General features: G+C 48.4%; 22 protein-coding genes. 6 read left to right on the top strand and 16 right to left on the bottom strand.

The window, feature by feature from the left end; translation table 11 throughout:
* Positions 1-10: 10 nt before the first annotated feature.
* A complete protein-coding gene (locus tag Q369_RS0110825; protein WP_035333365.1) occupies positions 11-2,044 on the bottom strand; it encodes an NAD-dependent epimerase/dehydratase family protein in 2,034 nt (677 codons plus the stop codon).
* A gap of 69 nt (positions 2,045-2,113) precedes the next feature.
* The gene (locus tag Q369_RS0110820) at positions 2,114-3,232 is read right to left on the bottom strand and encodes an NAD-dependent epimerase/dehydratase family protein (protein WP_031527825.1); all 1,119 of its coding nucleotides are present in this window, start codon (positions 3,230-3,232) and stop codon (positions 2,114-2,116) included.
* A gap of 78 nt (positions 3,233-3,310) precedes the next feature.
* On the opposite strand from Q369_RS0110820, the gene Q369_RS0110815 reads away from it, so the two are divergent.
* Positions 3,311-3,523 (top strand): hypothetical protein, encoded by a 213-nt coding sequence (locus tag Q369_RS0110815; protein ID WP_031527824.1) that lies wholly within the window; start codon positions 3,311-3,313, stop codon positions 3,521-3,523.
* Positions 3,524-4,036: 513 nt separating this feature from the next.
* Positions 4,037-4,594 (top strand): DUF1003 domain-containing protein, encoded by a 558-nt coding sequence (locus tag Q369_RS0110800; RefSeq protein ID WP_035333304.1) that lies wholly within the window; start codon positions 4,037-4,039, stop codon positions 4,592-4,594.
* A gap of 5 nt (positions 4,595-4,599) precedes the next feature.
* Here the strand turns inward: Q369_RS0110800 and Q369_RS0110795 are convergent, their stop codons facing one another.
* On the bottom strand, positions 4,600-5,202 hold the full coding sequence (locus Q369_RS0110795; protein ID WP_031527821.1) for a histidine phosphatase family protein: 603 nt from the start codon (positions 5,200-5,202) through the stop codon (positions 4,600-4,602).
* A gap of 162 nt (positions 5,203-5,364) precedes the next feature.
* On the opposite strand from Q369_RS0110795, the gene Q369_RS0110790 reads away from it, so the two are divergent.
* The gene (locus tag Q369_RS0110790; RefSeq protein WP_031527820.1) at positions 5,365-6,465 is read left to right on the top strand and encodes a polysaccharide pyruvyl transferase family protein; all 1,101 of its coding nucleotides are present in this window, start codon (positions 5,365-5,367) and stop codon (positions 6,463-6,465) included.
* Complete coding sequence (locus Q369_RS0110785; RefSeq protein ID WP_031527819.1) at positions 6,449-7,837, top strand: Coenzyme F420 hydrogenase/dehydrogenase, beta subunit C-terminal domain; 1,389 nt, start codon at positions 6,449-6,451, stop codon at positions 7,835-7,837. The genes Q369_RS0110790 and Q369_RS0110785 overlap by 17 nt, the downstream gene beginning before the upstream one ends.
* Here Q369_RS0110785 and Q369_RS0110780 read toward each other — a convergent pair.
* The 12 genes from Q369_RS0110780 to Q369_RS0110725 form a co-directional block, all read right to left on the bottom strand.
* On the bottom strand, positions 7,803-8,744 hold the full coding sequence (locus Q369_RS0110780; protein WP_051664023.1) for a glycosyltransferase family 9 protein: 942 nt from the start codon (positions 8,742-8,744) through the stop codon (positions 7,803-7,805). The genes Q369_RS0110785 and Q369_RS0110780 overlap by 35 nt on opposite strands.
* Before the next feature lie 18 nt (positions 8,745-8,762).
* Complete coding sequence (locus Q369_RS0110775; RefSeq protein ID WP_031527817.1) at positions 8,763-9,647, bottom strand: glycosyl hydrolase; 885 nt, start codon at positions 9,645-9,647, stop codon at positions 8,763-8,765.
* Positions 9,648-9,649: 2 nt separating this feature from the next.
* Positions 9,650-10,405, bottom strand: a complete 756-nt coding sequence (locus Q369_RS0110770; RefSeq protein ID WP_051664022.1) for a TIGR04290 family methyltransferase — start codon at positions 10,403-10,405, stop codon at positions 9,650-9,652.
* A gap of 351 nt (positions 10,406-10,756) precedes the next feature.
* Positions 10,757-12,271: a TlpA family protein disulfide reductase gene (locus Q369_RS28325; RefSeq protein ID WP_051664021.1), complete on the bottom strand. Its 1,515-nt coding sequence runs from the start codon at positions 12,269-12,271 to the stop codon at positions 10,757-10,759.
* Positions 12,272-12,620: 349 nt separating this feature from the next.
* On the bottom strand, positions 12,621-15,185 hold the full coding sequence (locus Q369_RS0110760) for a TonB-dependent receptor (protein WP_031527814.1): 2,565 nt from the start codon (positions 15,183-15,185) through the stop codon (positions 12,621-12,623).
* A gap of 270 nt (positions 15,186-15,455) precedes the next feature.
* Entirely contained in the window at positions 15,456-16,709 is a 1,254-nt protein-coding gene (locus Q369_RS0110755) for a hypothetical protein (protein WP_031527813.1), read from the bottom strand.
* 102 nt (positions 16,710-16,811) lie between these two features.
* Positions 16,812-17,711 (bottom strand): histone deacetylase family protein, encoded by a 900-nt coding sequence (locus Q369_RS0110750; protein WP_031527812.1) that lies wholly within the window; start codon positions 17,709-17,711, stop codon positions 16,812-16,814.
* Between the two features lie 44 nt (positions 17,712-17,755).
* Entirely contained in the window at positions 17,756-18,445 is a 690-nt protein-coding gene (locus Q369_RS0110745; protein WP_229206802.1) for a DNA alkylation repair protein, read from the bottom strand.
* 64 nt (positions 18,446-18,509) lie between these two features.
* Entirely contained in the window at positions 18,510-19,076 is a 567-nt protein-coding gene (locus tag Q369_RS0110740) for a DUF4256 domain-containing protein (RefSeq protein ID WP_031527810.1), read from the bottom strand.
* A gap of 177 nt (positions 19,077-19,253) precedes the next feature.
* Entirely contained in the window at positions 19,254-19,649 is a 396-nt protein-coding gene (locus Q369_RS0110735; RefSeq protein WP_031527809.1) for a DoxX family protein, read from the bottom strand.
* Positions 19,650-19,656: 7 nt separating this feature from the next.
* Positions 19,657-20,139, bottom strand: a complete 483-nt coding sequence (locus tag Q369_RS0110730) for an SRPBCC domain-containing protein (protein WP_031527808.1) — start codon at positions 20,137-20,139, stop codon at positions 19,657-19,659.
* A gap of 5 nt (positions 20,140-20,144) precedes the next feature.
* Positions 20,145-20,468: an ArsR/SmtB family transcription factor gene (locus Q369_RS0110725; protein WP_031527807.1), complete on the bottom strand. Its 324-nt coding sequence runs from the start codon at positions 20,466-20,468 to the stop codon at positions 20,145-20,147.
* 177 nt (positions 20,469-20,645) lie between these two features.
* Between Q369_RS0110725 and Q369_RS0110720 the strand changes: the two genes are divergently transcribed.
* Both Q369_RS0110720 and Q369_RS28320 read left to right on the top strand, forming a co-directional pair.
* Positions 20,646-22,028, top strand: a complete 1,383-nt coding sequence (locus tag Q369_RS0110720; protein WP_031527806.1) for a DUF4932 domain-containing protein — start codon at positions 20,646-20,648, stop codon at positions 22,026-22,028.
* 186 nt (positions 22,029-22,214) lie between these two features.
* A complete protein-coding gene (locus Q369_RS28320; protein WP_051664020.1) occupies positions 22,215-22,823 on the top strand; it encodes a hypothetical protein in 609 nt (202 codons plus the stop codon).
* A gap of 107 nt (positions 22,824-22,930) precedes the next feature.
* On the opposite strand, the gene Q369_RS0110710 is transcribed toward Q369_RS28320, so the two are convergent.
* Positions 22,931-23,380 (bottom strand): hypothetical protein, encoded by a 450-nt coding sequence (locus Q369_RS0110710; protein ID WP_157488146.1) that lies wholly within the window; start codon positions 23,378-23,380, stop codon positions 22,931-22,933.
* Between the last annotated feature and the right edge of the window lie 21 nt (positions 23,381-23,401).

The following is a 23,401-nucleotide window of genomic DNA, read 5'->3' as shown; positions in this document are numbered from 1 at the left end:
TTCGAGTATTTTAAAAAACAGGGGTTGTTTTCTTCTTTTGTGTGTCTTTTGCCTTTTTCGACTTATCTAGTGAAATGTCTGCGTTTTCCAGCAACCACTCGTGCAGCTTGGCAATACCCTCCATCGTACCCGTGGCAGGGCTCCATCCTGTGGCCGCTTTCAGCTTATCAAAATTCGACACATAGTATTTCTGATCGCTGGACCGCCATTCTTCCATTCTCACCTCCGGCTTGTCGCCTGTAATGAGCTTGATCATATCGATCAGTTCCAGCAGACTTACTGTATTTCCAACACCGCCGCCAATATTAAATGCATTGCCGCTGATCCTGTCGATGTGCTTCTCCGCAAGCAGGAACGCGTCTACCAGGTCTTCAACAAAAAGAATATCACGCACCTGCTTGCCGTCGCCGTAAAGCGTGATCGGCTTGCCTTTCAATGCCTGGATCAGGAAGTGGGCCACCCAGCCCTGGTCTTCGGTACCAAACTGGTGTGGACCGTAAATGCAGCTCATCCGGAACACTACGCTCTTTAATCCGAAAGTGCGCGCGTAATCGAGGATATACTGGTCGGCTACTCCCTTGGTACAACCATACGGACTGTGAAAATCAAGGTTACGTTCCTCATCAATGCCATTCTCAGCCACGTATTTATTTTCAGGAAAATAGCGCGTCTCGTTCATCGACATGCCGAGATCGTGAAGATCACCGTACACTTTGTTAGTCGATGTGAAAACAACCGGCGGCTTGTGATCGGTATTTCTGATCGCTTCCAGCAGGTTGAGCGTACCCAATGCATTTACCTCAAAATCGTGGTACGGATTGGTAAGACTGGATGTGACTGCCACTTGTGCGGCAAAATGGAATATCTGCGAAGCACCCGAAACAGCCTGCTTCACAGCCTGCTTATCGCGGATATCGCCTACCATTACCAGCAATTTCTCAGGGTATCTTTCTTTCAGCCAGTACAGGTTATTCTGTACGCCCGCGCGGGAAAGGTTGTCGAAAATGAGCACAGATTTACCTGAGCTCAGGATCCGCTCTGCGAGGTTGGTACCTACAAAGCCCGCGCCGCCTGTAATCAATGTATATTGTTCGTCCGCGTCCGCTCCCTGCAAAGGCTGCGTAAGCCATTCATATTGCTTCACGCCGCTCACCCCGCTGTCGGCCAGCAGTGTGTAGAGCAGCTTGGGCGAGTTATCTTCGTTTTTTATGCCAAAATAATATTCCCGCTCGTCGAGATGAAACCTGTCAACAGCCGGGAGCTCGGCGGAAAGATCTTTCAATGTATACCAATAAACCCGGTCGGCACCGGCTTCCAGCGCATTGATAAACTCCTTCACCTGCTTGCGCTCATTCTTTTGCCAGGTAGAAAAACCCGCCTCGGTAATCCACAGTGCCGCATTGGACTGATGATTATTCAGTACTTCACGTACCTTGCTGATTTCGGCCTGCCAGCCTTCCCAGTTGTAATCAAATACATCGGGGAAACCGTGCACACCCACTACGTCAATGTGCTCCATCAAGCCTTTTCTGAACATTTCGTTTAGCCAGTTGGCATCAATGGGGCTCATGCCGCCCAGTACTGTTTTCTTCCCGCGCTGGCGGGCCCAGTTTGCAGCCGAGCCGATCATTTCGCAGAAGATATTCCAGTCGGGATCAAGTGTAAAATCGTATTCAGCCTGGTTGTTAGGCTCGTTCCAGAGCTCCACATAATCGAAATATTCGCCGTACCGGGTGATGATTGTGTCTACGAAATCTGCATAATCCTTCGCGTTTTTCGGCGGTGCAGATGACTTCGGCTTCAATCCGATCGACGGCGGTGTGTACAGTATGCAAGGCAGGATTTCCAGCTTCTTGCCAATTGTCGCAAACAGCCAGTCAAACCATTCTCTTCCTTCCGGCAGATGCCAGTCTGCCCATGAGATATTCGTACGAATGCGTGCAACACCTAATTTCTCAAACTCCTCCACTGCCTTTTCCACTTCCCGGTGCTGATTGATATGGAACCATTGTACAAGTCCCACATTATTGTTTTCATATTCCATATCTTTTCTATTCAAGGGGATTTCCGGCACCATATTTCGTTTGCGTGTTTATAGATTAGAAACTATATTTCAAACGGTCAGACCTCTCGTCATCAACTCGTTTTTAGCGTGTGCAACTTTGTCTTCCGCGGTTTGTCCTTCCAGCCAGGTTGCCAGTTCCACCAGTCCTTCTTCCAGCGAGATTTTTGGCTGATAACCCAGGACTTCCTTGGTTTTGGTAATGTCAGCGAAGCAATGGCGGATATCGCCCACGCGGTATTTACCCGAAATCTCCGCCTCAAGATGCTCTTTACCAAGTACCCGCGCCATTTTCTCGGCTATTTCCACAACTGTATAAGCATTTCCGCTGCCGACATTGAACGATTCGTATTCTGCCGCTTTGGTTTCAAGCGCAAGCCGTGAAGCCTGGGCGATATCCTGCACACTTACGAAATCGCGTTGCTGGCGGCCGTCTTCGAAAATCATCGGCGCATTCCCGTTAAGCAGTCGCGAAGCGAAAATGGCGAGTACGCCGGTGTATGGATTGGATAACGCCTGATTGGTACCGTACACATTGAAAAACCGCAATGCCACAGTAGGAATATTGTAAGCCTTGCCGATCATCAGGCACATGCGCTCCTGATCGTATTTGGAAAGCGCGTACACCGAGGCCAGTGAAGGCGTCTTGGTTTCCGGTGTCGGATAAGGTGTCAGCAGATCGCCATTCGCATCCATCAACTCCCAGTTGCCAGATTTCAGATGATTGAGATCGCGCTCGTAGCCCGGACTGATTTTGCCCGCTTTGTCGCGGTACAAACCTTCGCCGTAAATGCTCATGCTGCTTGCTACGACCAGTTTTTCAACGGGATTGTTGATCAGTGCTTCTAACAGGACAGCGGTTCCGCAATTGTTGACATCTGTGTATTCCTTGATCTGGTACATGCTCTGTCCCACTCCTACCATTGCGGCATAGTGATAAACAGCGTCGACGCCCTTTAACGCCTGCTTTACTTTTTCCGGGTCGCGCACGTCACCTACGATCAGTTCAACTTCCTCGTTGAGGTAATCGGGGCGCTTGCAATCTTTGCCGTGAACCTGTTCACTCAAATTGTCCAGCGCCTTTACGTTATACCCTCTTTCGAGTAGCTCATTTGCCAAATGAGAACCTATGAAACCAGCACCTCCTGTTATTAGAACTGTTTTGCTCATTGTGTGATCTTTGAGGTTAGTTATTCGTTCAATTTAATTTCTATAAAAATTACAATTCTGCCCGTAATCCAATCCCGCATGTCGCTTGTGGGAGTGGAAATTCATTCACAAGCCAGGTTCCTGCATATCCGGGATATTCAGGCTCACAACTTGCAGGAATATGACGCCTTGATCCTGCTGCGGGGCTTTAATTCAAACGGTGTGATCAGTTGTGTAAACCAGATTTACCGTCGCATTTCAATACAAGCTTTGTACCTAAGTCGGTATACGAAGCTTGGCCCTGAGCAATAAAGTAGTAGAAGAAGATGCTTCATTGCAAATCGGGCTGCCAGAAAACCGGCATGTCATTTGCAAGAAAATCAAGCTGGTAAGTACCTGAAGTGGGAAAATTGAATGGGACCGCTTCGCAGCCGCAAACAATTGGCCCTGGCCAGTTTCTTCAACTGAACGCCGCTAAAAAAGGTGATTATTTTCTTAAACCGTATCACCACGTGTGGAGAACAAACCTCCTATTGATCCCATTTGGGGATGTTTCCCTACAAACCTCAGACAATTTTAACATTAAAATTGTACTTCCATAAAACATTCTCATTATCAATTTTTGAATTTTCAACAGCAAAACCGGTACGCAAGAACAAGACAGAAGCCAGCTGTTTTGCGTATTTGAAAAAACGCGTTGGTAAGTCCCCGAATACAGAGGTGAGTTGATGCTGGATTGCATACCCAGGAATAATGCTATTTTTGAGATACCTTTTTCAGTGGCATGAAAGTAGACCAGCACGGCCGGATTTAAACAAACTGAAAATGGGCAGTCAAACAGAGAATATGCCGGGTGATGAACACCGCCCTGAGATGAAGGTGGTTACGCGCAACATCGACGCGCTCCTCGAACGGAGTAAGGAAGAGGAGCGCAGGAAAACCTTTGAGGAAAAACTGGCCGACTCCATCACCAGCTTCACTGGAAGCATGGCATTCGTGTACATTCACCTGACCATGTTCGGAATCTGGATTATCTGGAACCTGGGCTGGCTTGGCCTGAAACCCTTCGACGAGTCTTTTGTGGTGCTTGCGATGATTGCGTCAGTGGAAGCCATTTTCCTTTCCACGTTTGTACTGATCAGTCAGAACCGGATGAATGCAGAGGCTGACCGGCGCGCCGAGCTAAACCTGCAGGTAAACCTGCTGGCCGAGCACGAAATCACGCGCCTGATCCAGCTGATTACCGCCATGGCGAAAAAAATGGATATCCCTGAATCCTATGATGCTGAGATCGACAGCCTTGCCAAAGATGTGCGTCCCGAACAGGTGCTTGAAACCATGGAGCAGCACGGAGACAAGGCTGGACCCAAAAAAGATAAATAATCGGATCAGAACGCGAGGTCTCCGGTATAGTTTACCAGCTTAATACTGGCATAATCATCGCCTACTTCTATAATACTCACTGAGGCCGGACTGACTTCAATGCGCTGGAAAAGATCAAGATGTACCCCGCTGTAGTAAGCTATCGTCGCTTTGATCATATCCGAGTGGCTCACAATGGCGACCGTTTCGCCCGGGTGCGTCCGACAAAGCTTTTCAATGCCGCCGACCATTCTTGCCTGGGCTTCCAGCATGGTTTCACCACCAGGAATGCGCGTCCCGCTTCGGAATGTGTTGAAATGTCGAAACGAAGGCAGCGCGTCGAGATCGGCAAAGGTGGCATTGGTCCATTCTCCAAAATTAATTTCGAGAAAATCTTCCTGACTGATATATTGCAGGTTGTGAGGCCGGGCAATGCAGGCCGCCGTTTCGGTGGTACGTTCCAGCGGACTGGTGTAAATGGCGTGTATCGTAACTGCGGCGAGCTGCCGCGCGAGCTTCTCTGCCTCGGCTCTTCCGGCTTCATTCAAAAATACCTCTGGCGTTCGGCCGGACAGGCGCTTTCCAACGGAGTCGGTAGTGGCGTGCCGGATCAGAAGAAATCTGGTCATGGACAAATGTGGGTTGCTGCTAATGCAAGTTTGTGAGAATGCCCCCGCATCGTGCTTTGGCATTCTTTTTACATAAATAATGAAGATAATAACTCGGCTCAAAAACCGTGCGAACAGCAGTTTGAGCACTGCACTTTCCTAAAATAACTGTCTTTATACCGAATGAGTGTTTTAAAAACCGGAGTTTTAACTTTTCATCGTTGCATCAATTACGGAAGCTACTGGCAGGCACGCTGTCTGACGGAAGGCATTCAATCACGCGGACACAACGCCACAATCCTCGACCACGATTCGCGGCGCGTGAATATGGCGGAATGGAAATGTGCATTGCAGCCCACGCTGCCCACCCACGTTCCTGAATCCGACCACCCGATCTACCGCAAGAAAGTCGAACGCTTTTTCAAGATTTTTGAATCACTCCCACTTTCGACGCGCTTCGAGCTCGATCATCCCGAACAAATGGAGCACTATGATGTAGTGGTAGTAGGCAGCGACGAAGTATGGAACCTGTACCATCCCTGGTATGGACGCAACCCGCTTTTTTATGGAGATGGTGTAAAAGCCAAACACCTGATCTCGTATGCGGCAAGCTACGGTAACTACCCTGCGTCGGAAGGATTGGAAGAAAGCTGGGCACAGAAGCTGCGTAACTTCGGGAGCATTGCCGTCAGGGATGAGAACTCACAAACTATCGTCAAAAATGCACTCGGTTTCGAGCCTGTAATCGTTTTGGACCCATGTCTTCAATTCCCGATCACACCCGATCATCGTGAAAGTGAATATTGGGAAAAACCTTATATAGCTGTTTACGGACATAATTTTTCAGCTTCTTATATTGCCAAAATCAAGGAATATGCTGCTTCCAGCAAGTTGCCGCTGATCAGCATCGGCTACCGGAATGATTGGGCCGACCAGCAATGGATTACTGCGGATCCGCATGATTTTGCGCATTTCATGGCGAAAGCAGAAGCTGTTGCGACCAACTTCTTTCATGGCTGCGTTTTTGCGATACGGAATGAACGTCCATTTGTAACGGAAGTCACTTCCTACCGCAGCTTCAAAGTGCAGGGCTTGCTGGCTACGGTGGGTGCAGATAAGCACCTGATCAACGAAGAAACCAACGTCACGGCTGTTAGTAACCTGCTTTCACAACCGCTTGATCAGGCCATTTTCCAAAACATAGTGCGACTTCGCCAGGTATCGGACCAGTACCTTGATGAGGCGCTCAGTCTTAATAAATTGACGCATGAACCAACTGCTTAGCCCCGGCGAGATCATTGATGCAGGTTTGTGCATTGGATGCGGCAGCTGCGTGGCGCAGGCGGGATCAGGCGACATCCGAATGGAGTTTGACGAATTCGGCCAGCTCAAACCAGCTGCTCCGCAACACTGGCTGCACCAGGATTCAGAAACGTTCACACGTACCTGCCCCTTTTCACGCGGTGCTGCCGACGAAGATCAGCTCTCTGCTGAAAGGTTCGGCAACAAAGTTGAAAAACATCCGCTGCTCGGCGTGGTCAATTCCACTTATGTGGGACACGTGGCCGAGAAGGAATTCCGACTGCTGGGCAGCTCCGGCGGGATGGTCAGCTGGGTTGCCACTGAGCTGCTCCGGCTCGGGCTGATCGACGGTGTCGCACACGTTGTTGCTGATTCAGATCCGCAGACGAATGGGCGGTATTTCCATTATCGTATATCCACAACCGAAACAGAAATCCTGGAAGGCGCCAAGTCGCGCTACCATCCCATTGAAATGTCGGGGATACTCGACTTGATCCGTGAAAAGCCAGGGAATTATGCTGTTGTAGGGATTCCCTGTTTCATTAAGGCAGTCCACCTGCTGCGGCGGGAAGATCCTGTTTTTCGTGAGCGGATCAAATTTACATTAGGACTGTTTTGCGGTCACATGAAAAGCGCGCGTTTTGTGGACAGTTTTGCCTGGCAAATGCAAGTTCCGGCGACTGACATTACCCGTGTAGACTACCGCCGTAAAGACCCGACCCGCCCTGCAAACCTGTACACCGCTGAGCTGACACTGAACAATGGAGGTTCGATTTATAAAGACTGGTGGCACCTTGCCGATGGTGACTGGGGCGCCGGCTTTTTCATGAATCACGCGTGCAACTTTTGCGATGACGTGGTAGCGGAAACAGCGGATATCGCCTTCGGCGATGCGTGGGTGGAACCTTATTCTTCTGACGGACGGGGAACAAATGTAGTTGTTGTCAGAAACGAGCTGATCTCAGGACTTGTGAAAGATGCGATAACTGCGGGCCGCCTGCAGCTTGAAGCTGTAAATGGAGATTTTGTCGCGCAGACGCAGGCAGCGGGTTTCCGCCAGCGGCGAGAGGGACTTGCATACCGCCTTACCTGGGCAGCCGGTCGCAGTAAAACGCGGAAACGTGTTGCGCCAGACGCGGCTAGCCCCACTTTTCAGCGCAAGCTCATTTACCGGACGCGATACTATATTTCACATTGGAGCCACCGAAACTTCCGTCGTGCACGGGGGCAGCATGCGCCGGAAATTTATCTGAAATGGGCTCGCATTGCTGCCGCCATATACCACGGACTCGCTTATCATCAAGGTAAGTTCAGTGAAATCAAGAAACGGTATTTGCAACTGAACGGCCGCTGAGCTTTGTTAGCTCCGCGGTCACTTTTTCAATCACCGGCTCCCATTCACCTGCGCTTTCCTGTCTGAAAATGCGCATTGTCGGGTACCAGGGACTATCTTCCCGGTCTTTCATCCAGCGCCAGTCTGCATGCGCGTGCAGCAGGTTCCATACGGGCACGCCCAATGCGCCTGCGAGGTGTACCGGCATGGAGTCTACGGAAATAACCAGGTCCAGCCCTTTGAGCACAGCTGCATAAGCAGGAACTTCGAATGCACCGGGACAGTTACCGAAACCCTCCTCCCAGCCCGCCGCTGCCGCATCAGCCTGCATGATGAAAATTGTAATTCCAGGTACATCGAACAAGCTTTTCAAGAGCTCAAAAGGCACATCCCTCCGCGCATCCCATCCACCTGATTTCCAGATTAAGCCAACCGCCAGATTTCCCTCGGGGCGAGGTAAATGTTTGGCCTGTACAAAGATGTAAGGCACTTCACGGGGGATCCTAGCAAGAGTTGTCCTGAAAATATGCTGGCATTCCATAATCTCGATGTCAACATCATATTCCACTTCTGGAATACCATCGTGGAGTGGCAGGAGCTTGTCGATTCCTGCACTTCTTTCGAGCAAAGGAATCAGCGCAGGCTGCGCCCAGACAATCACTTCTTTGGCAATATCCTTGATTAGCGGTGCATAGCGGATGAACTGGATGGTATCGCCGAGGCCGTGGTAGCAGCGGACAAGCACACGCTTGTCCGCCAGCGATCCGCCCTGCCAGATATGTTGAAGGTGACGCGGTAAATGATGCTCGGACTTCCCGGCCCTGGCTTTCAAACCTTCGTCGCTTATTTTCCAGACTTCTTCGAGCTCACCATGGAGCATCAGCTCGAACCACCTTTCGGCGGCATTTTGCTGTACTTCTTCACTCATATTGAACACGTTAAAGGCTCAGGCATATCTGCGCATCATCTCTACACAAAAAGCTGCGAATTCTTCGATGTTCTTCGGCGCACTGGTATGATGCGGCGCAATGCCCTTTTCTTCCGGTGTAAAGCAAAATGTCACCGTAAGATCAAACTCTTCCAGCGCTTTCATCATCTTGTCGAACCAGATTTGTGCATCAGGCCGCAGCCAGTCAGCCCAGCTGAGTCCCGTGCGAAGCTTCTTTACGCCCAGCTTGCGCAGCCACTGCACAGCGGATTCGAGTCTTTCGTCATTGAAGTGAAACCACTGGCAAATACCGAACTCGGGAGTAAAATCTGAGAAGTGCTTCAATGCCAGCTTGGGCGTACCATCTTCCCGGATCAGCCCCATGTAGAAGTGACGGTAGTAAGAAGATCCCTCTGCCTCGCGGTGACGTGTAGTAGCGCCCCACGCCATCGGCAGGTCAAACAGGCTGTACCAGTGAACGCGCTCTACCCTGCCGGAGAGCAATTCCGCGGTTCTTCTTAAACCAAATTCCTGAACTTCTTCCGCCCCGAAAGTAGATATCCCCACTTCGGTAACCCAAACCGGTTTGTTGGTTACCGCTTCGATTTCGGCGATCTTTTCTGGCCATTGATTAAGCTGCCAGTGGTTCCAGTCGAGTGGAAAGCCGTGTACAGCTACGCGGTCAATATCGGTCAATGCGCCAAAATGATCCAATTTTTGTATAAATGAAGGATCAATGGGAGAAATCCCGCCCATTACCCTGAGAATCCCGGGATTCTCTGCTCTTACTGCCTGAGCGGCCAGCTTGACCATCTCAGAAAAAATGCGCCAATCTCCATCAATCTCAAAATCCCAATGCGACTTATTGTTCGGTTCGTTCCAGAATTTAACTGCTTCTATCATAATTATTTATTCGGTTGTCGGCTTGGGTAAACTGCGCGTGGCTGGTTATCGGCCAGCTCTGCCCGGCGGCAGATATATACTTCCGGTTCAGGATGTGCGGTAATTTCAAATCCCGCGCTGCGGAGCATTGCTTCTGCACCTGCACGGTTCGGGATCCACCAGTTGGTCGGATCGTGTGAGTAATTTTTTTCTATGAAATACATCTGGGGGAAGTTGGGCGACATAAACATGTCGGTCTCCGTAAACTCGTAATCTGCATTCAATGGCTCTACGACATCTCCCCCACGCTGCATGGATTGGAAAATCAGGATATCCCCTACCACGTTGTCGTACAGCAGATCCAGCGCAAGCAGCGGGTGGCGCAGGTGATAGAGTACGCCCATGAAAATGACCACATCGAACTTCTCACCCAGTTCCGCTACCTCATATACGGACATGTTACGGAACTCAATATCAAACCCGAGCGTCTCCGCAGCAAAGCGTGCCTGGTTCAAGTACCGCTCGTCGGAATCAATGGCGACAACCCGGTCCGCTCCCCGCTTTTTCATCTCAATGGAATAAAAGCCAGCGTTACATCCGATATCCAGCACGGTCTTGCCAGTCAGATCTGCGGGTATTGCTTTGGAGAAATTCTGGTACTTGAAGCTGGGATAATCTCCCAGGAAGTGATCGGGCGCAGTTTTCACGCCATGCAGATCAATGTTATGAAACCATTTGCCGAGTTTCAGGACATTTTCCTGTATCTGTTCTGTCGTCATTCGGTAAAGAAAAGTTGAAAGGTGATTTTGAATGCGCCTCACACGGTTGTGAAGGCAACATTGCTTAATCGCCATTATGCACAAATTATGTGCCAGGGACTAACGGTCGGGGCTATTCTGCACTAATATCTGCTTTGGGTCAAGAGCGGCGAAACCCGGATTGCAGGAGCCTGCAAAATGATCAGGAGCGATCGGCGGTATACCAGGAAAGCTTACAGGGATGCCCTGAAAAGCATTTCAGAACGGTTTACATTTCAAACTAGTACCGGCAGCATTGTTCTTTATAACTGTTACTCATTTCACTTGTTTATTCATTCAAGTGAAACATTTGTTGGCAAGTTATGGTCGGTATCAATTCGGTTTTGCAGTGATTCTCTGGCTAAATAGTTTCTTATGCGTGCGGGGATCAGGCAACATACGATTCTTTAATATGCCGTCCTTGCTGACCAAGATATATCTTGGCAATGCTGAGATTCCGAGATCTTTACAAAATGACGATGCTGTTGCGCCGGGTATATAGTACGAATTCCGCGGTGGTATTTTTAATTTAATTGAACCTTTCTTCCAGCGGTCTATCTTGTCGTCTATCGAGACTTTTACAAACATGATCGATCCGGCTCCGACCTCATTCTTGATTTGATCTATTATCGGGAAGCTTTCTATACAGTTGCCGCACCAGGTGGCCCACACATCAATTACAATATCCTTGTCTTTTAAAATATCATAAAATCTGACTGAGTCTTTCTTAGAATTATAAAGTAGATAGTTCGGTAGAAGTGTGTTCTCTTGGATGATATACGAAATCGTTTGCTTCGCCAGCAGATTTCGGTTCATAATATAGTTTAATCCATTTTCACTTATATCTTCTGAGTACTTATTAATCAAGTCTTCTATCGATGGCAGACTCTTCATGGCCGGATGGTCCCAAAAAACGAACAAATCAATAAGACTTGCTTCCATTAAGTATTGTTTCGTACTTCCATTGAAGTACTTTTTTGCAATAGCCATATTTGATGCATAAGTCCCATCTCTTAAAATCCTTACGCTATCACCTTTCGCAAAGGCAAGTTTTAGTAGCGCATTGACTGTATATTCATAATAAAACCTAACATCGGGGGAAGAGTTTATGCTGACCGTTTGATTGCTCTGTTCCGTTTGCGAAAAGTATTTTTGAAATTCTTTTTCTTTCGCGAGGAGTTTATCTGAATGTAGTTGGCGTAAGTAGTTCATAATAAGTTTAAGTCGCACATAGTGGAGGTTTTGCTTCCTGTTCAGAAAGAACCGTTTGGTTGAAAGCGCATTACTATATTGTTGGTCAGCTTTATCTTGGAAAGTTCTCAAAGTCAGTAGCTGATTATGATAGTATCTGTCTACATCCATCAAGTATTTCTCATAATCGTTCATTTTGCTGAATGAGAATATTTTTGGAATGCTGACCTTTTCACGACTTACTTTCAACAGATATTCGTTCTCAATTTTCTGCGTTCCAGAGACTGAATATGTATCATCAAGGAATTCCAAATGTAGTTTTCCAGCAGGCACAATATATAAGTCAGCAGATACTGAATCACTGATCAAAGTAGCAATGGTAGGTGAGCTTAAATTGATTTTTAAGCTAAATGAGCTGCTATTCTTTCTTAAAGTGTCTTTGTGAATGATGTACCCGTTTGAAGGGTTCTGATATTGCAAAATGATGTTACGGACATTACCTTTTGCTGATACGGTCAATTCAAAAGGCAAATCCTTTTCTATTGATCTGGTGGAAAGAGGCTTGAATGGAAATATCGAGTAATCCGCCATATAAAACCCGGACAGCAATCCGAACATCCACCACAAGATCAGGGAAAGAAATTGCTGCATAATCATTGGCCTGACAGGTGAATACTAATGTAAGTTAATCTTAGCTACTTGGGCATTCTTCATCAAAAATGGCACAATAATGAATAATTTCAAGAAAAAAATATGTGAATCGTACAATTGGCGGAGTTTTGCCGAGTATAGCGGACAAAGCGTTAATGAACTGAATTTTGAACAGGCTTGATATTGGATTGAAAATGCGGAGAAATCTGCTTTGTAGAGCTCAAAACAATTCTGAGCCAATTTTATTTGAAAGTGTTTATCCGAGTGGAGTGTCGATCCAAGTCAAATAAAAAAACACATTTCACAGGTTAAAAAGAGCCTGCAAAATGTGTTTTGAAACTGCCTTCTGTTCTGCTTAGAACGAGTAGCGCATTGTAACGCCGTAGGTCCGCTGGTCGCCCACGATGCCTGCATACTGACCGTAGCTGCCTGGTGCTGCCAGGAGCAATTCATAGTAGTCTTTGTTGAAAATGTTTCTTGCCCAAACAAAGAATGAGATCCCGTTTGAAGCGCGGAAGCCCAGCCGGCCGTTTGTCAGACCGTACCCATCAATGTTCAGGTACTGTGAAGGCGACGGACTTGACGAGAACTTAGAGCGGTAAAATTCATCGATACCCAGGAAGTAGTTTCCTTTCAATCCCAGAAAAGTACCTTTCACATTCACCTCCCCTCCTATTGACCCTGACCATTTCGATATACCCGGCAACGCGCCGCCCGATATATCTTTAAACGCCTGCTCGCCGCCAACTTCTTCCAGCGGAACGGGCGCATTGGCAAATTTCACATACTTACCATCGGTGTAAGCCACAGCTGCATTCAGGGTCAGGTGCGTCCAGCGGATGTTACCATCCAGCTCAATTCCCTGTACGCGCACTTTCTCAGCATTAGCCAGGTACCCGCGGTTTACACCCGGTTCAGGCGTTTGTACCTGCGTTTGATAATCACGGATATCGGAGCGGTACACAGTCAGGTTCAGAATCGAGTTGGCAGTCGGCTTGGTTTTAAAGCCCAGCTCCTTATGCTCCACGTGCTCAGGCTTCACATTCGCCAGGTCGAGCAGGACCGCGCCGTTTGCAGTCGGTAAACCGCCCACATTTACGCCAATTGGCTTGTAACCAATGGAGTAAGTCGCAAATGCATTGAACCTTGTACTGGCTTTGTATTGGATTGACAGCTGTCCCGAAAAATTTCCCTGATCGTAGTCAGTGTTAAAAGATTGGTCGGAGTAAACACCTCTTTTCAGTGCGAGCAATGCGGGATCGGCGGTTTGCAGACCGCCGTAAGCTTTACGATCGTAGTCTACTACCTTCTTGTCATAGTTGTAACGAATACCCGGCAATACGTGCAGCTTGTCGGTAATAGCCCAGTCTACATTGGCAAACACTGCCAAACTCGTGCTCTTGATGCGGTTTGTAGTGCGGATACCGAAATTGTCAAATAAGCCTGGTGTGTTCCACAATGGACTGTTTGAACTCTGGGCAAAACGCCACTGCGCCGAACCGGCTTCTTCGGTTTGTACCGGATCAGAAGCTAAATCCTGCCAAAGGCCGAACAAACCGACTACACCGCTCAGCTTAGGAGAAATCCGGCCCGAGTAGCGTAGTTCCTGTGACCATTGGTCGTGTTTCGAGTTACCCGACGAGATGGTGAATACAGGTAGACCAATGTAATCACGGTCATTCAAAGGCACCCACTTCCAGTAACGCCACGCCGAAGTAGAAGTCAGCGTTCCATTCCCGATTTTGAAATCCGCATTCACCGAAACGCCTCCCAGCTGGTTATCTGCTTTGGAAGGTGTATCCAGGTCCAGCTTCCTTTCAAATGCGCTGCTATAAGGCAGCTTGTAGTTCAGATCCGCGATGATCGCATTGAACTGGCGGTAAGCGGCACGTTTTGTGGGAACAACGCCGGCCACCGGCCAGCCGTAGCCGTTTGGTTTCTGGTCTGAAATATCACCAATAACTGTAATGTTGATTTTGGAATTCGGTGTGTACAAGAACTGTCCGCGCACTCCAATGTTGTTGATATCATTGATTGGTTGCTGGGTATGTACGTTGTAGAACAATCCATTTCGCTGTGTTCCCGTGAAGGAAACTCGTGCTGCGAGTTTCTTGGTGATAGGACCGGTTACAGATGCTTTGGCCTGCACAAATCCGAAGTTACCATAGCTCAGCTCAAAGCTGCCGCCCGGATCGAAGCTTGCGGCACGTGTGCTGATGTTGAACGCGCCTGCCGTGGTGTTTTTCCCAAACAAAGTACCCTGTGGGCCACGCAGCACTTCAATTCTTTCAATATCAATAAAGTCGAGGGCAGTCGCAGCGGGACGGGCATAATACACACCGTCTACATAGAAACCAACGCCCGGATCAACACCGTCGTTGGTTAAGCCATAAGTAGACCCTAACCCGCGAATGTTCAGGGTTGTATTCCGTGCATTGGACACATAAAGCTGCACTGTTGGCACCAGTTCTTTCAAACGGTTGACATTGAACGCGCCGGCATCCTCGGCCGCTGAGCCGCGGATTACCGAAATGGGGATGGGTACTTCCTGCGCCGATTCCTGGCGGCGGCGTGAAGATATGATCACATCTTCCAGATTGTCGGCCGCGGGGTCCAGCTTGATCGTCACCTTGCTTTCACTGACGAGCACTTCTTTTTTCTGGTATCCCAGGAAAGACACGATCAATGTAAATGGGAGTTTTTGACCGGTAATCAGGTCAAACTGCCCGTTCGCGTCTGTTGCATCGCCGTTGGTAGTACCTTTTATGGTCACAGTAGCACCTACCAGGGGGGCGTCTGTGGCAGCATCGAGGATCGTACCGCTTACAGTTGCATTGATCATCGGCTGGTCCTGCGCTTGAACAAAAAACGAAACCAGAAGAAAGCCGGAACTTAGAATGGTTTTTAAAAATGTCTTCATAGAGAGGTATCTGCTTATTTTTTGGTGGTGTTAAAAATAAAATGGCTCACGTCCGTGCATTTTCGGACAGGGTAACTGGGTTGACATCGGCTGCGATTGCAGGAGAAAATTGGTGACACTGGCTGTTCTATTTTGTGACTGCGTGCAAAACTAAAATAAAAACATTAAATCTATCTATTTAATAGAGTATATTATTTTAATAAGAGCCGGCCACTGCTGAGAGTGACCGGCTTTCCAGAATTGATATGGCTCAGATTGCCAGCCTGCTGCTTATTTGAAACCGAAGATCAGCGGGAACAGGAAGGTCACAACAGCGGCCCACAATGCGTAAACCGGCAGAAATGCGACCATGAGTTTGCCTACGTGCGACAAGCCGGTGTTTTTCCGCAATGCATTCCAGAGGCTTGCGGAAACAAAAAACAAATGGATAAGCATCAGTACGTTCGCCCCCAGCACGGCGGTACGGTTAGGTGTAATCCCCCACTCCGAGATCCGGAACAGAACTGCTGAAAGCGCAATTCCATTGACGAGGATCGTGACAGCCGACAGCAGAAAAAGCATCAGTACCTGACCTGCATTCTTCTTATCGGAATCGCTGCCCGATACAGAGAAGAATATCAGCGCCATAACTCCGATCAGCAATGCATTGAAAAGCAGCAGAAACTCGCGGTCCTGGTAAGGGTTTTTACCCGAAAATACCATTGCACCCAGGTAAATAATGAGTATGACCAGCGCAATGGGACTAAAAAGTTTGGCGATCAGCGGAGCTACCCTGTTCACAAGCGCGGGTTGCGCCTGGGTCAGGAAAGTAGCGATCACCGGCACGGCAGCCAAGCCGCAAATCACCACGTAATTGAAATAGAACTCTTCGATACGCAGACCAATGAGCATAAAGAGGTTGATCGTAATAGCGGTAGTTAATCCACCCGCAATCAGCAGCAGCGCGGCCATGACGGCAAGCTCACCATTGTAGCGCAGGAAGCCCAGCCAGTTCTCCCGGTTCCTAAGCTCACCCCCGCTGAATGCAAAGCCCAGCAGCGACCACAGCAGCAGGGGCAAATGGATGAAAGCAAGGACCAGTGTGTCACCCGGCAGCTCGGGCTTTTCCGCCGGAAGTGCATTGATGTACAAAGCGGCAGCAAGTGTAAGGCTGGCTAATACCGCACCGGTCTTGAACGAAACCCTGTTTTTCCAGGCAAAGTAGGCGATCAGAATGGGGAATACGATAAAGCTCATGTTGCGGGGATAGTAAATCTCCTCATTGATGGGCAGCAGCCTGGGTAACTGTGCAAGTAAGCCGGCAACCAGCGACGCGATCACTACGAAAGTCCGCTCCGCCGGTGTTCCCCAAAACAGTTCATCCTGACTGAAATTCAGCCGCTGGTACCAGGTCTCCGCGAGCATGTTCTCGCGCAGCTGAGGATAAAGGTCGTTAAAGGCCGACTTGAAGTTCGGCTTGTTGGTCCGGTACAGCTTCTCAAGTTGTCCCGGATTGTCGATGTTCAACAGGATTTGTTCGCGCATAGAAAATTCATTTTGTCGTGTTAACCAAAGTACTTTGTATTTCAAAGTTAAATATGAATCTGATAATGCAATGTATTTCAGACAAAAAATTTTCGCGGGAATTTACAAGAGCTCGGCAGCGGACCGGAATGTGTTGACGTGCGCGTCGAGAATGGTACGTAACTGGGGCGAGTAACCGCCTCCCATGCTCACCTGTACCGGAATGCGGTGCTGTGCAGCGAGCGCAAAAACGAGCCGGTCGCGCATGCGGCAGCCTTCGACCGTACAAGCCATTCTCCCAATTTTGTCCGTATGCAGAATATCCACGCCAGCCTGGTAAAAAATGAAATCGGGCTTGATGCGGTTGATCAGATCGGGCAGATGTTTTTCCAGCAGGCGCAGGTAGGTCGCGTCGCCGGTTTTGTCATCAAGCGGCACGTCGAGGTCGCTCTGTTCTTTTCTGAATGGGTAATTGTTTTTCCCGTGCATGGAGAAAGTGAAAACACGGGGTTCTTTGCGGAAAATATGTGCGGTACCATTTCCCTGGTGCACATCCAGGTCGATGATCAGCACCTGCTTTGCTTTTCCGTGATCAAGCAGGTACTGTGCTGCTACGGCCTGGTCGTTGATCATACAAAAACCTTCGCCGAAATTGTAGCCTGCGTGGTGCGTTCCGCCGGCAATGTTGAATGCGCAGCCACTTTCCAGGGCTTTGACCGCACCGAGCACAGTCCCATTGGTGATCCGCAGCTCGCGCTCGGCCAGCAGCGGACTTTGCTCAAAACCAATCCGCCGCATTTCCTGTCTGCTTAGCTCTCCCGCAACAAGCCTGTCAATGTAATCCCGCTCGTGCACTGCGTATACATACTGCAACTCAACTGGCGGCGGACTGAAAAAATCACGTTCGGCTGCAATACCTTCCCGCAGGAGCTGCACGGGCAGCAGCTCGTATTTGTTCATTGGAAAGCGGTGACCTTCCGGTACCGGGTACTTATATATAGGGTCAAAAGCAATGGGGAACATGGAGGGAATTTACAAACGAAATCGTAAAACCCTTTCAGCACGCATTACTTAGTTTGCCGGCGTACCATTTCGTTGATCCATACCGGGGCAAATGGAGATGTGCATCCTTTGGAAACCGGATAGTCCCTGTAAATACCCAGCTTCTCCCCGATCGCCAATGCCCGCTCCCGGTGTTCCGGGAAATGAATGCCGATGTTTGCAAGCGCAGAATTCATAGTCCATTGTACCTCCGGAGCTTCGGTGGGCATTTCGGTTTCAATCGTGTCAAGAAGCGCGGGAAGATCAACCAGATCAGGATTCCGCGCCACACAGCCGCTCGTCAGGCTCCATGCCAGGCGCCTGCACATGGCATCTTCGGATTGATGCCACTGCCCGCGCAGGATTTCTGTATCGGGATAGTTTTTGATTACATACGCATAGAGCCAGTCAGATACCTGCACGTACCGCTCCGACTTCACCATCCTGTCGAGCTCATCTATGGAGAGCTTCTTCGGATTGATGATCAAAATGGCGAGCAGGCGCGCGTCGACATTCCCGGTTGCCCAAAGTGCAAGCGCGAGCGCATGATCCGATTTGATTTGGGTCGCTACCGCGCGAATGTCCCCGAGCTTGATACCAAACTGGTTGTTACCTGCGCCATTCTTTGCATTAAAAGCGCGCATTTTTTCACTGCCTAGTGCTTCGAGCTTACTCAGCATTTCTTCGAGCGTCATATCTTCGTGTATTTCGATCACTTTTTGTAATGATCTGTAAAGCAGCACTTGCAGCAGTTCTAATACCAGTTTTTCGAATTGTTTGCTATACCCGGAGCGAGCCGCGGAAACCTCTTGCTCCGTAGTAAGAATCGGCGCCGTTGTGGTAAATGAAAACCCTGCCGAAACGGCGATCTCCGAAGATCGCTCCGCCGGCTTTGCGCACGTCCGCTGGTGTTTTCAGCCAGCTTGATGTTTTTTGGTCAAAATTCCCCAGCTCCTGTAATTCATGGTATTGTTCTTCGGTCAGGAGTTCGACACCCATTTCGGCAGCCATGTCCATAGCGGTGTTTTCTGGCTTATTGGCTTTGCGCGATTCCCAAGCCTGGCGGTCGTAGCACAAACTTCTCCGATCTTTTGGCGTTTCAGGCGAGCAGTCGAAAAACACGTACTCGCCCGTTTTTGCATCCATTCCGACCACGTCCGGCTCGCCGCCGGTTACTTCCATTTCATCGAGCGTCCACAGTTTTTCGGGATTGGCTTCCAGCCTGGCCTGTACCTGTTCCCATTCTATGCCGTTGTGACGGTTTTTGTTTTTTTCAAAACGTGCTTTCAATGTCGCAAGCAGCTCGGAGGTTTGGTCGGGGGATAGTTGCTTTTTCGTTGTTTTCATGGGTCAATGATTTTGGATGCTGTTCTTTGTTCAAGTTTTTTGCCACGAAGGCACGAATTTTCACGAATGCATTGTTTGTGCTTCCATTCAAAGTATGCATTCACCATTTTCTCCCGCAAGTATCTTGCGGCTTCTTGGCTAGGGCTACTATTGTTTTTTGGCAGTGTCAAGGATCTGTCAGAGTTTGCTGAACTGGTTACTTGCCAGCAATTTGCGGTCTGCGGGGCGGAAGTACCAGGAAATAACGGTCAGTACGATCAATAACACCGGCCCGAACAGATCTTTGGCTTCATCCCCTACCGCCAGATGTGAGAACACGGCACCCGACATAGCGAAGAAAAAGCCAGCATAAGTCCATTCCTTCAACAATGGAAACCTCGGAATGAGCAATGCGACAACTCCCAGGATTTTCCATACCCCGATGAGTGTCAGGAAATACGAAGGGTACCCCAGCCGCGCCATCATGTCTACTTCTTCCTTCATTTTCATGATTTGTACCACGCCGGTCGAGGTCATTCCCAACGCAAGCCAGACTGTGGCAATCCAGTAGATGATTCTGTTACGTTTTTCCATTTTCGGTTTAATTCAACTGTTTTACAACTTCCTCCAAGCGGTTGTGCGCCATGTTCAATCCATACGCAAAAGGCATTTTCAGCATCTGATCGCGGAGCTCGACAGATTTGTAGATGATCTGCATGGTGAGCTTGCTGGTACCCTCCGTCACTTTTTCGAATTCAAGAAATTCAAGCTGTACTGCGAAAGGCGGCGCCGTGGCGAAGGTGTTTTCCATCTCGAAAGTCCGCGTAATTTTCTCATTAGGAACAAATTCGGGGATCACTCCATTAGCCCGGAAAACCACATTGCCCTGCGGATCGGAAGTCTCAAACTCGTAAGCGCCGTGTTTTCGGCTTTCCAGTTTCAGCACCTTTGTCCCCATCCATTGGCCCACAATATCCGGCTCCACATAGGCTTTGAAAAGCAGATCCAGCGGCAGATCAAACTCCCTGGTAATTACAATTTCCTGCTTGCCTTCCTCGGCATCCACTCTGGTTTTTCTTTCCATTGTTACTATTCTTTCGGTTTATAATTTTTCATGATCTCTTCCAATTTGTTAAACCTGTCATCCCACATCTGACGGAAAGGCTCAATGAAATCGGCTACTTCTTTCATCTTCCTAGCATTGATGTGGTAGTACACCTCCCTCCCGTTCTGCTGGGATTCAAGCAGTTCGCATTCGGTCAGAATAGATAAGTGTTTCGAAATGGTGGGCCGGGCTGAGTCAAAGTTGGCCGCGATCGCGCCGGCTGTGAGCGACTGCGAAGCTACCAGCAGCAGGATCGCCCGCCGGGTCGGGTCAGCAATCGCCTGGAATACGTCTCTTCTTAAATTCATTGCGTAGTTATTTGGCTACGAATATATATGTAGCCACTTAACTACGCAAGTGTCTTTGTGAATTTTATTTTGATGAAATGGCAGGATCTCAGGTCTGCAAATAACTTTTTTCAGCAAAACCCATAGATATTCTTTGGACTGCGGCTTTTAGGTACAACAATATCTCTACTTGGGCCTATGCACAGCAAGATTATCACACTACTGATTTTACTAGTTTTCGCTCCAAAAGTCTTCTCGCAGAAGATTAGAGTCATCCAGGCAAAGACTGCGAAAGTGGATATTCGCGTGGATAATGATCTCCGCAAAGGTACCTGGAACATAGTCCCCGAAGCGCGGCCTGATATTTTCGATGTTTATACTCCTGGCAAAGCGGTGGAAACTACATTTATCACTGATCAGGATTCCATCAGTTTCAGTGTAAAACCAGGCGACTATTACCAGTTTGTTGTGCTGCTTAATGGTATGGACAGTGCATTTACCGCTATCAGGGGCAACCTGGAAGTTCCCCGTGCAAAGTTCAGCGACGCATATCAGCGTAAGCATCGCGGTAAAACAAAGGTCGAAATCCCGGCAGTCTATGAGCTGGTTAATATTGTTTTCGCAATTACCAGCGAAGGACAGAAGAACAATGGACTGATCCAACGAGACCTCGATTATTACCACGAGGTCATGAAATGGTTTACGCCGTTTGCCGGGGAGCCCGTTGTGAAAAGACTCAACGAGGAATTGATGCACGGCAATTATCATGGCCTTAAAATGGACGCTTATTCATTTGATTTAACGGGCGAGAAGATCACGCCAAGCGATGTTTACGACCGGCTCGGGCTTGATCCTGTCAATCATTTACTTCCTTATATTGAAGAGCTGGAAGCATTAGCAAAGCGGTCGCATTTTGCCGATTTCTACCACAAACACCAATCTTTTTACCAGGAATTGATCCAAGGCTACGAACCAATCGGCGTGGCAGAAATGCAGCGATGGCTTGGTGTCAATTTTCCATCGACACGTTACGATTGTTTTAAAATTGTTTTCTCCCCGCTTGTCAATGCGAATCAGTCGGCAACCTGGTTCCTGCACGATGGTTTCGCGGAAGCCCAGGCGCATGTTAATTTTCCGTCCCGACGAAGTTCGGACTATGAAGTAATGTCAAAAGCGGCGGTGGACGCGCGCGCCGGCGATATCGTTTTCACTGAATTAAATCACGCATTCATTGGCCCGGAGAGTGTGAAATTTGCTGACAAAATCAATCAGGCATTCACAGATATGTCCGTCTGGAATGATTTCGATAGTCCGGCTAAACATTACGATTCTCCCATGACAAGCTTTGATGAATATATGAACTGGGGACTTGTCAATCTGCGCTACGTCGACCTGGTACCCGGTGAGGAGCAAGAGAAATTAATTGCAAACATTGAACAGGTCATGAAAAACCGACGGGGATTTAAGAAGTTTCCGGAATTCAGCCAGTTTCTTGTCGCGCAATACCGCAGCCGAAAATCAGGCCAGACTGTCGCGGACCTTTACCCCGCGATCGTCGAATGGTTTGTACAGAACAAATAAGTTAGGCGTTTGTGAACAGGTTCTTGCGGGGGTATATAACTGTGGCTAAGCACCTCAACGCTATTGGTAAAAAAGCGTCAGGCTTGTACTTGGATTAGCTTTTCGTTCACACTGCTTAACAATGCATTAACTAACCGGGTCAGGAAAATCGTCCAGTTTTACAGAAGTCCTACATCTAAACAAAACATGATGAAACACTTACACTTTTCCGCCCTGGTATTGATCATAGCTTTTTGCACCGCTTGGAAGAATGAAAGCGAAATGCAGCCATTGAGCGGCAATGCAACGCTCGCAACCAAACCAGCGACTACTACTTACACGCTATTAGGAAGGCCTGCTGAACGGGCCAACTTTTCTGGTGAATGGAAATTAAATGAGTCGGAGAGCGAATTGGATCGCAAATTTCCTGTTTGTATTTTCGGGGAGGGGGATCGTGCAACTTCTAAAACATTCAAAGTTGCAGCACACGGAGATTTTCTCACGGTAACCGTGGCGAGACCTCTTCCATACGGAAGGTTTGTTACGGGTCAGGAGATAGTTACTTTTGGTGGTGAAGAAAGTGAAGCAAGCCTTGTCGGAAGCGCAAGGGAAAAATCCAATGCAAAATGGTCGGAGGACGGTCAAACAATGACCATTAGCTCGGTTAAATATTTCAAGCCCATTTCTGACGATCCTGACATTAAAGTGACTGAGGTCTGGAAATTAATTAACAATGGAAACTCGATGTCTGTCCAGATCAACACGACTTCCATTTCCGGAGAAAATACGATTAAGCTTATATATGATAAAATGTGAGCGGCAGCATTCTGGTTACTGAATCTGACTGTCTTAGCTTCACTATTTCTTTTTTTAGGTACCACATCGCTGCCAGGCGCCGAAAATGGAAACTGGTTGTAAAAAATCTATTTAATCACATAAGCTCCATTTGACGATCTTGGAACCTCTTCTCCGTTTTGGTAAACCCTTGAAATAGCCGCCCAGCCATTGCATTTCGCATTGTTGATATAGGTTTCCATTTTCATTTTTGCCAAGACTCTGCCGTTTAATTCGAAGGAAAATTCCGGATCATTCGCGTAACGGCATTCCTCAATCAGCATATTTGAAAAGAGTAAATCACCCATTCTGGTGAGATCAGCAAGATACTTTTTCTGGTTGTTATCCTGATAGAATACCCTGATCCGGGCAGCAGTATCCAGATCAGCTGGATAAGTAAGCGTTCCATCCATTACTTGGACAGCAATCTGCGCAGGCGGAGCCTGGCATTCTACACGATTGTCACAACCAGTAAACAGGCAGATAGTCAGCAACAGGCAGCAAATTAACAAGGTACAAGGAAGTACTGATCGCTTCATGAGATGGAAATAAATGTTATT

Origin of the sequence: Dyadobacter crusticola DSM 16708 (assembly GCF_000701505.1) — a bacterium.
Taxonomy (GTDB): Bacteria; Bacteroidota; Bacteroidia; order Cytophagales; family Spirosomataceae; genus Dyadobacter; species Dyadobacter crusticola.
Note: the sequence above shows the minus strand (reverse complement) of the source record. Positions and strands in the feature narration are given on the sequence as shown.

What these genes read in the sequence shown, in the direction of transcription:
- Q369_RS0110825 (WP_035333365.1), bottom strand. Translation starts at nt 2,044, where the DNA reads ATGGAATATGAAAACAATAATGTGGGACTTGTACAATGGTTCCATATC.
- Q369_RS0110820 (WP_031527825.1), bottom strand. Translation starts at nt 3,232, where the DNA reads ATGAGCAAAACAGTTCTAATAACAGGAGGTGCTGGTTTCATAGGTTCT.
- Q369_RS0110815 (WP_031527824.1), top strand. Translation starts at nt 3,311, where the DNA reads ATGTCGCTTGTGGGAGTGGAAATTCATTCACAAGCCAGGTTCCTGCAT.
- Q369_RS0110800 (WP_035333304.1), top strand. Translation starts at nt 4,037, where the DNA reads ATGGGCAGTCAAACAGAGAATATGCCGGGTGATGAACACCGCCCTGAG.
- Q369_RS0110795 (WP_031527821.1), bottom strand. Translation starts at nt 5,202, where the DNA reads ATGACCAGATTTCTTCTGATCCGGCACGCCACTACCGACTCCGTTGGA.
- Q369_RS0110790 (WP_031527820.1), top strand. Translation starts at nt 5,365, where the DNA reads ATGAGTGTTTTAAAAACCGGAGTTTTAACTTTTCATCGTTGCATCAAT.
- Q369_RS0110785 (WP_031527819.1), top strand. Translation starts at nt 6,449, where the DNA reads ATGAACCAACTGCTTAGCCCCGGCGAGATCATTGATGCAGGTTTGTGC.
- Q369_RS0110780 (WP_051664023.1), bottom strand. Translation starts at nt 8,744, where the DNA reads ATGAGTGAAGAAGTACAGCAAAATGCCGCCGAAAGGTGGTTCGAGCTG.
- Q369_RS0110775 (WP_031527817.1), bottom strand. Translation starts at nt 9,647, where the DNA reads ATGATAGAAGCAGTTAAATTCTGGAACGAACCGAACAATAAGTCGCAT.
- Q369_RS0110770 (WP_051664022.1), bottom strand. Translation starts at nt 10,405, where the DNA reads ATGACGACAGAACAGATACAGGAAAATGTCCTGAAACTCGGCAAATGG.
- Q369_RS28325 (WP_051664021.1), bottom strand. Translation starts at nt 12,271, where the DNA reads ATGATTATGCAGCAATTTCTTTCCCTGATCTTGTGGTGGATGTTCGGA.
- Q369_RS0110760 (WP_031527814.1), bottom strand. Translation starts at nt 15,185, where the DNA reads ATGAAGACATTTTTAAAAACCATTCTAAGTTCCGGCTTTCTTCTGGTT.
- Q369_RS0110755 (WP_031527813.1), bottom strand. Translation starts at nt 16,709, where the DNA reads ATGCGCGAACAAATCCTGTTGAACATCGACAATCCGGGACAACTTGAG.
- Q369_RS0110750 (WP_031527812.1), bottom strand. Translation starts at nt 17,711, where the DNA reads ATGTTCCCCATTGCTTTTGACCCTATATATAAGTACCCGGTACCGGAA.
- Q369_RS0110740 (WP_031527810.1), bottom strand. Translation starts at nt 19,076, where the DNA reads ATGAAAACAACGAAAAAGCAACTATCCCCCGACCAAACCTCCGAGCTG.
- Q369_RS0110735 (WP_031527809.1), bottom strand. Translation starts at nt 19,649, where the DNA reads ATGGAAAAACGTAACAGAATCATCTACTGGATTGCCACAGTCTGGCTT.
- Q369_RS0110730 (WP_031527808.1), bottom strand. Translation starts at nt 20,139, where the DNA reads ATGGAAAGAAAAACCAGAGTGGATGCCGAGGAAGGCAAGCAGGAAATT.
- Q369_RS0110725 (WP_031527807.1), bottom strand. Translation starts at nt 20,468, where the DNA reads ATGAATTTAAGAAGAGACGTATTCCAGGCGATTGCTGACCCGACCCGG.
- Q369_RS0110720 (WP_031527806.1), top strand. Translation starts at nt 20,646, where the DNA reads ATGCACAGCAAGATTATCACACTACTGATTTTACTAGTTTTCGCTCCA.
- Q369_RS28320 (WP_051664020.1), top strand. Translation starts at nt 22,215, where the DNA reads ATGATGAAACACTTACACTTTTCCGCCCTGGTATTGATCATAGCTTTT.
- Q369_RS0110710 (WP_157488146.1), bottom strand. Translation starts at nt 23,380, where the DNA reads ATGAAGCGATCAGTACTTCCTTGTACCTTGTTAATTTGCTGCCTGTTG.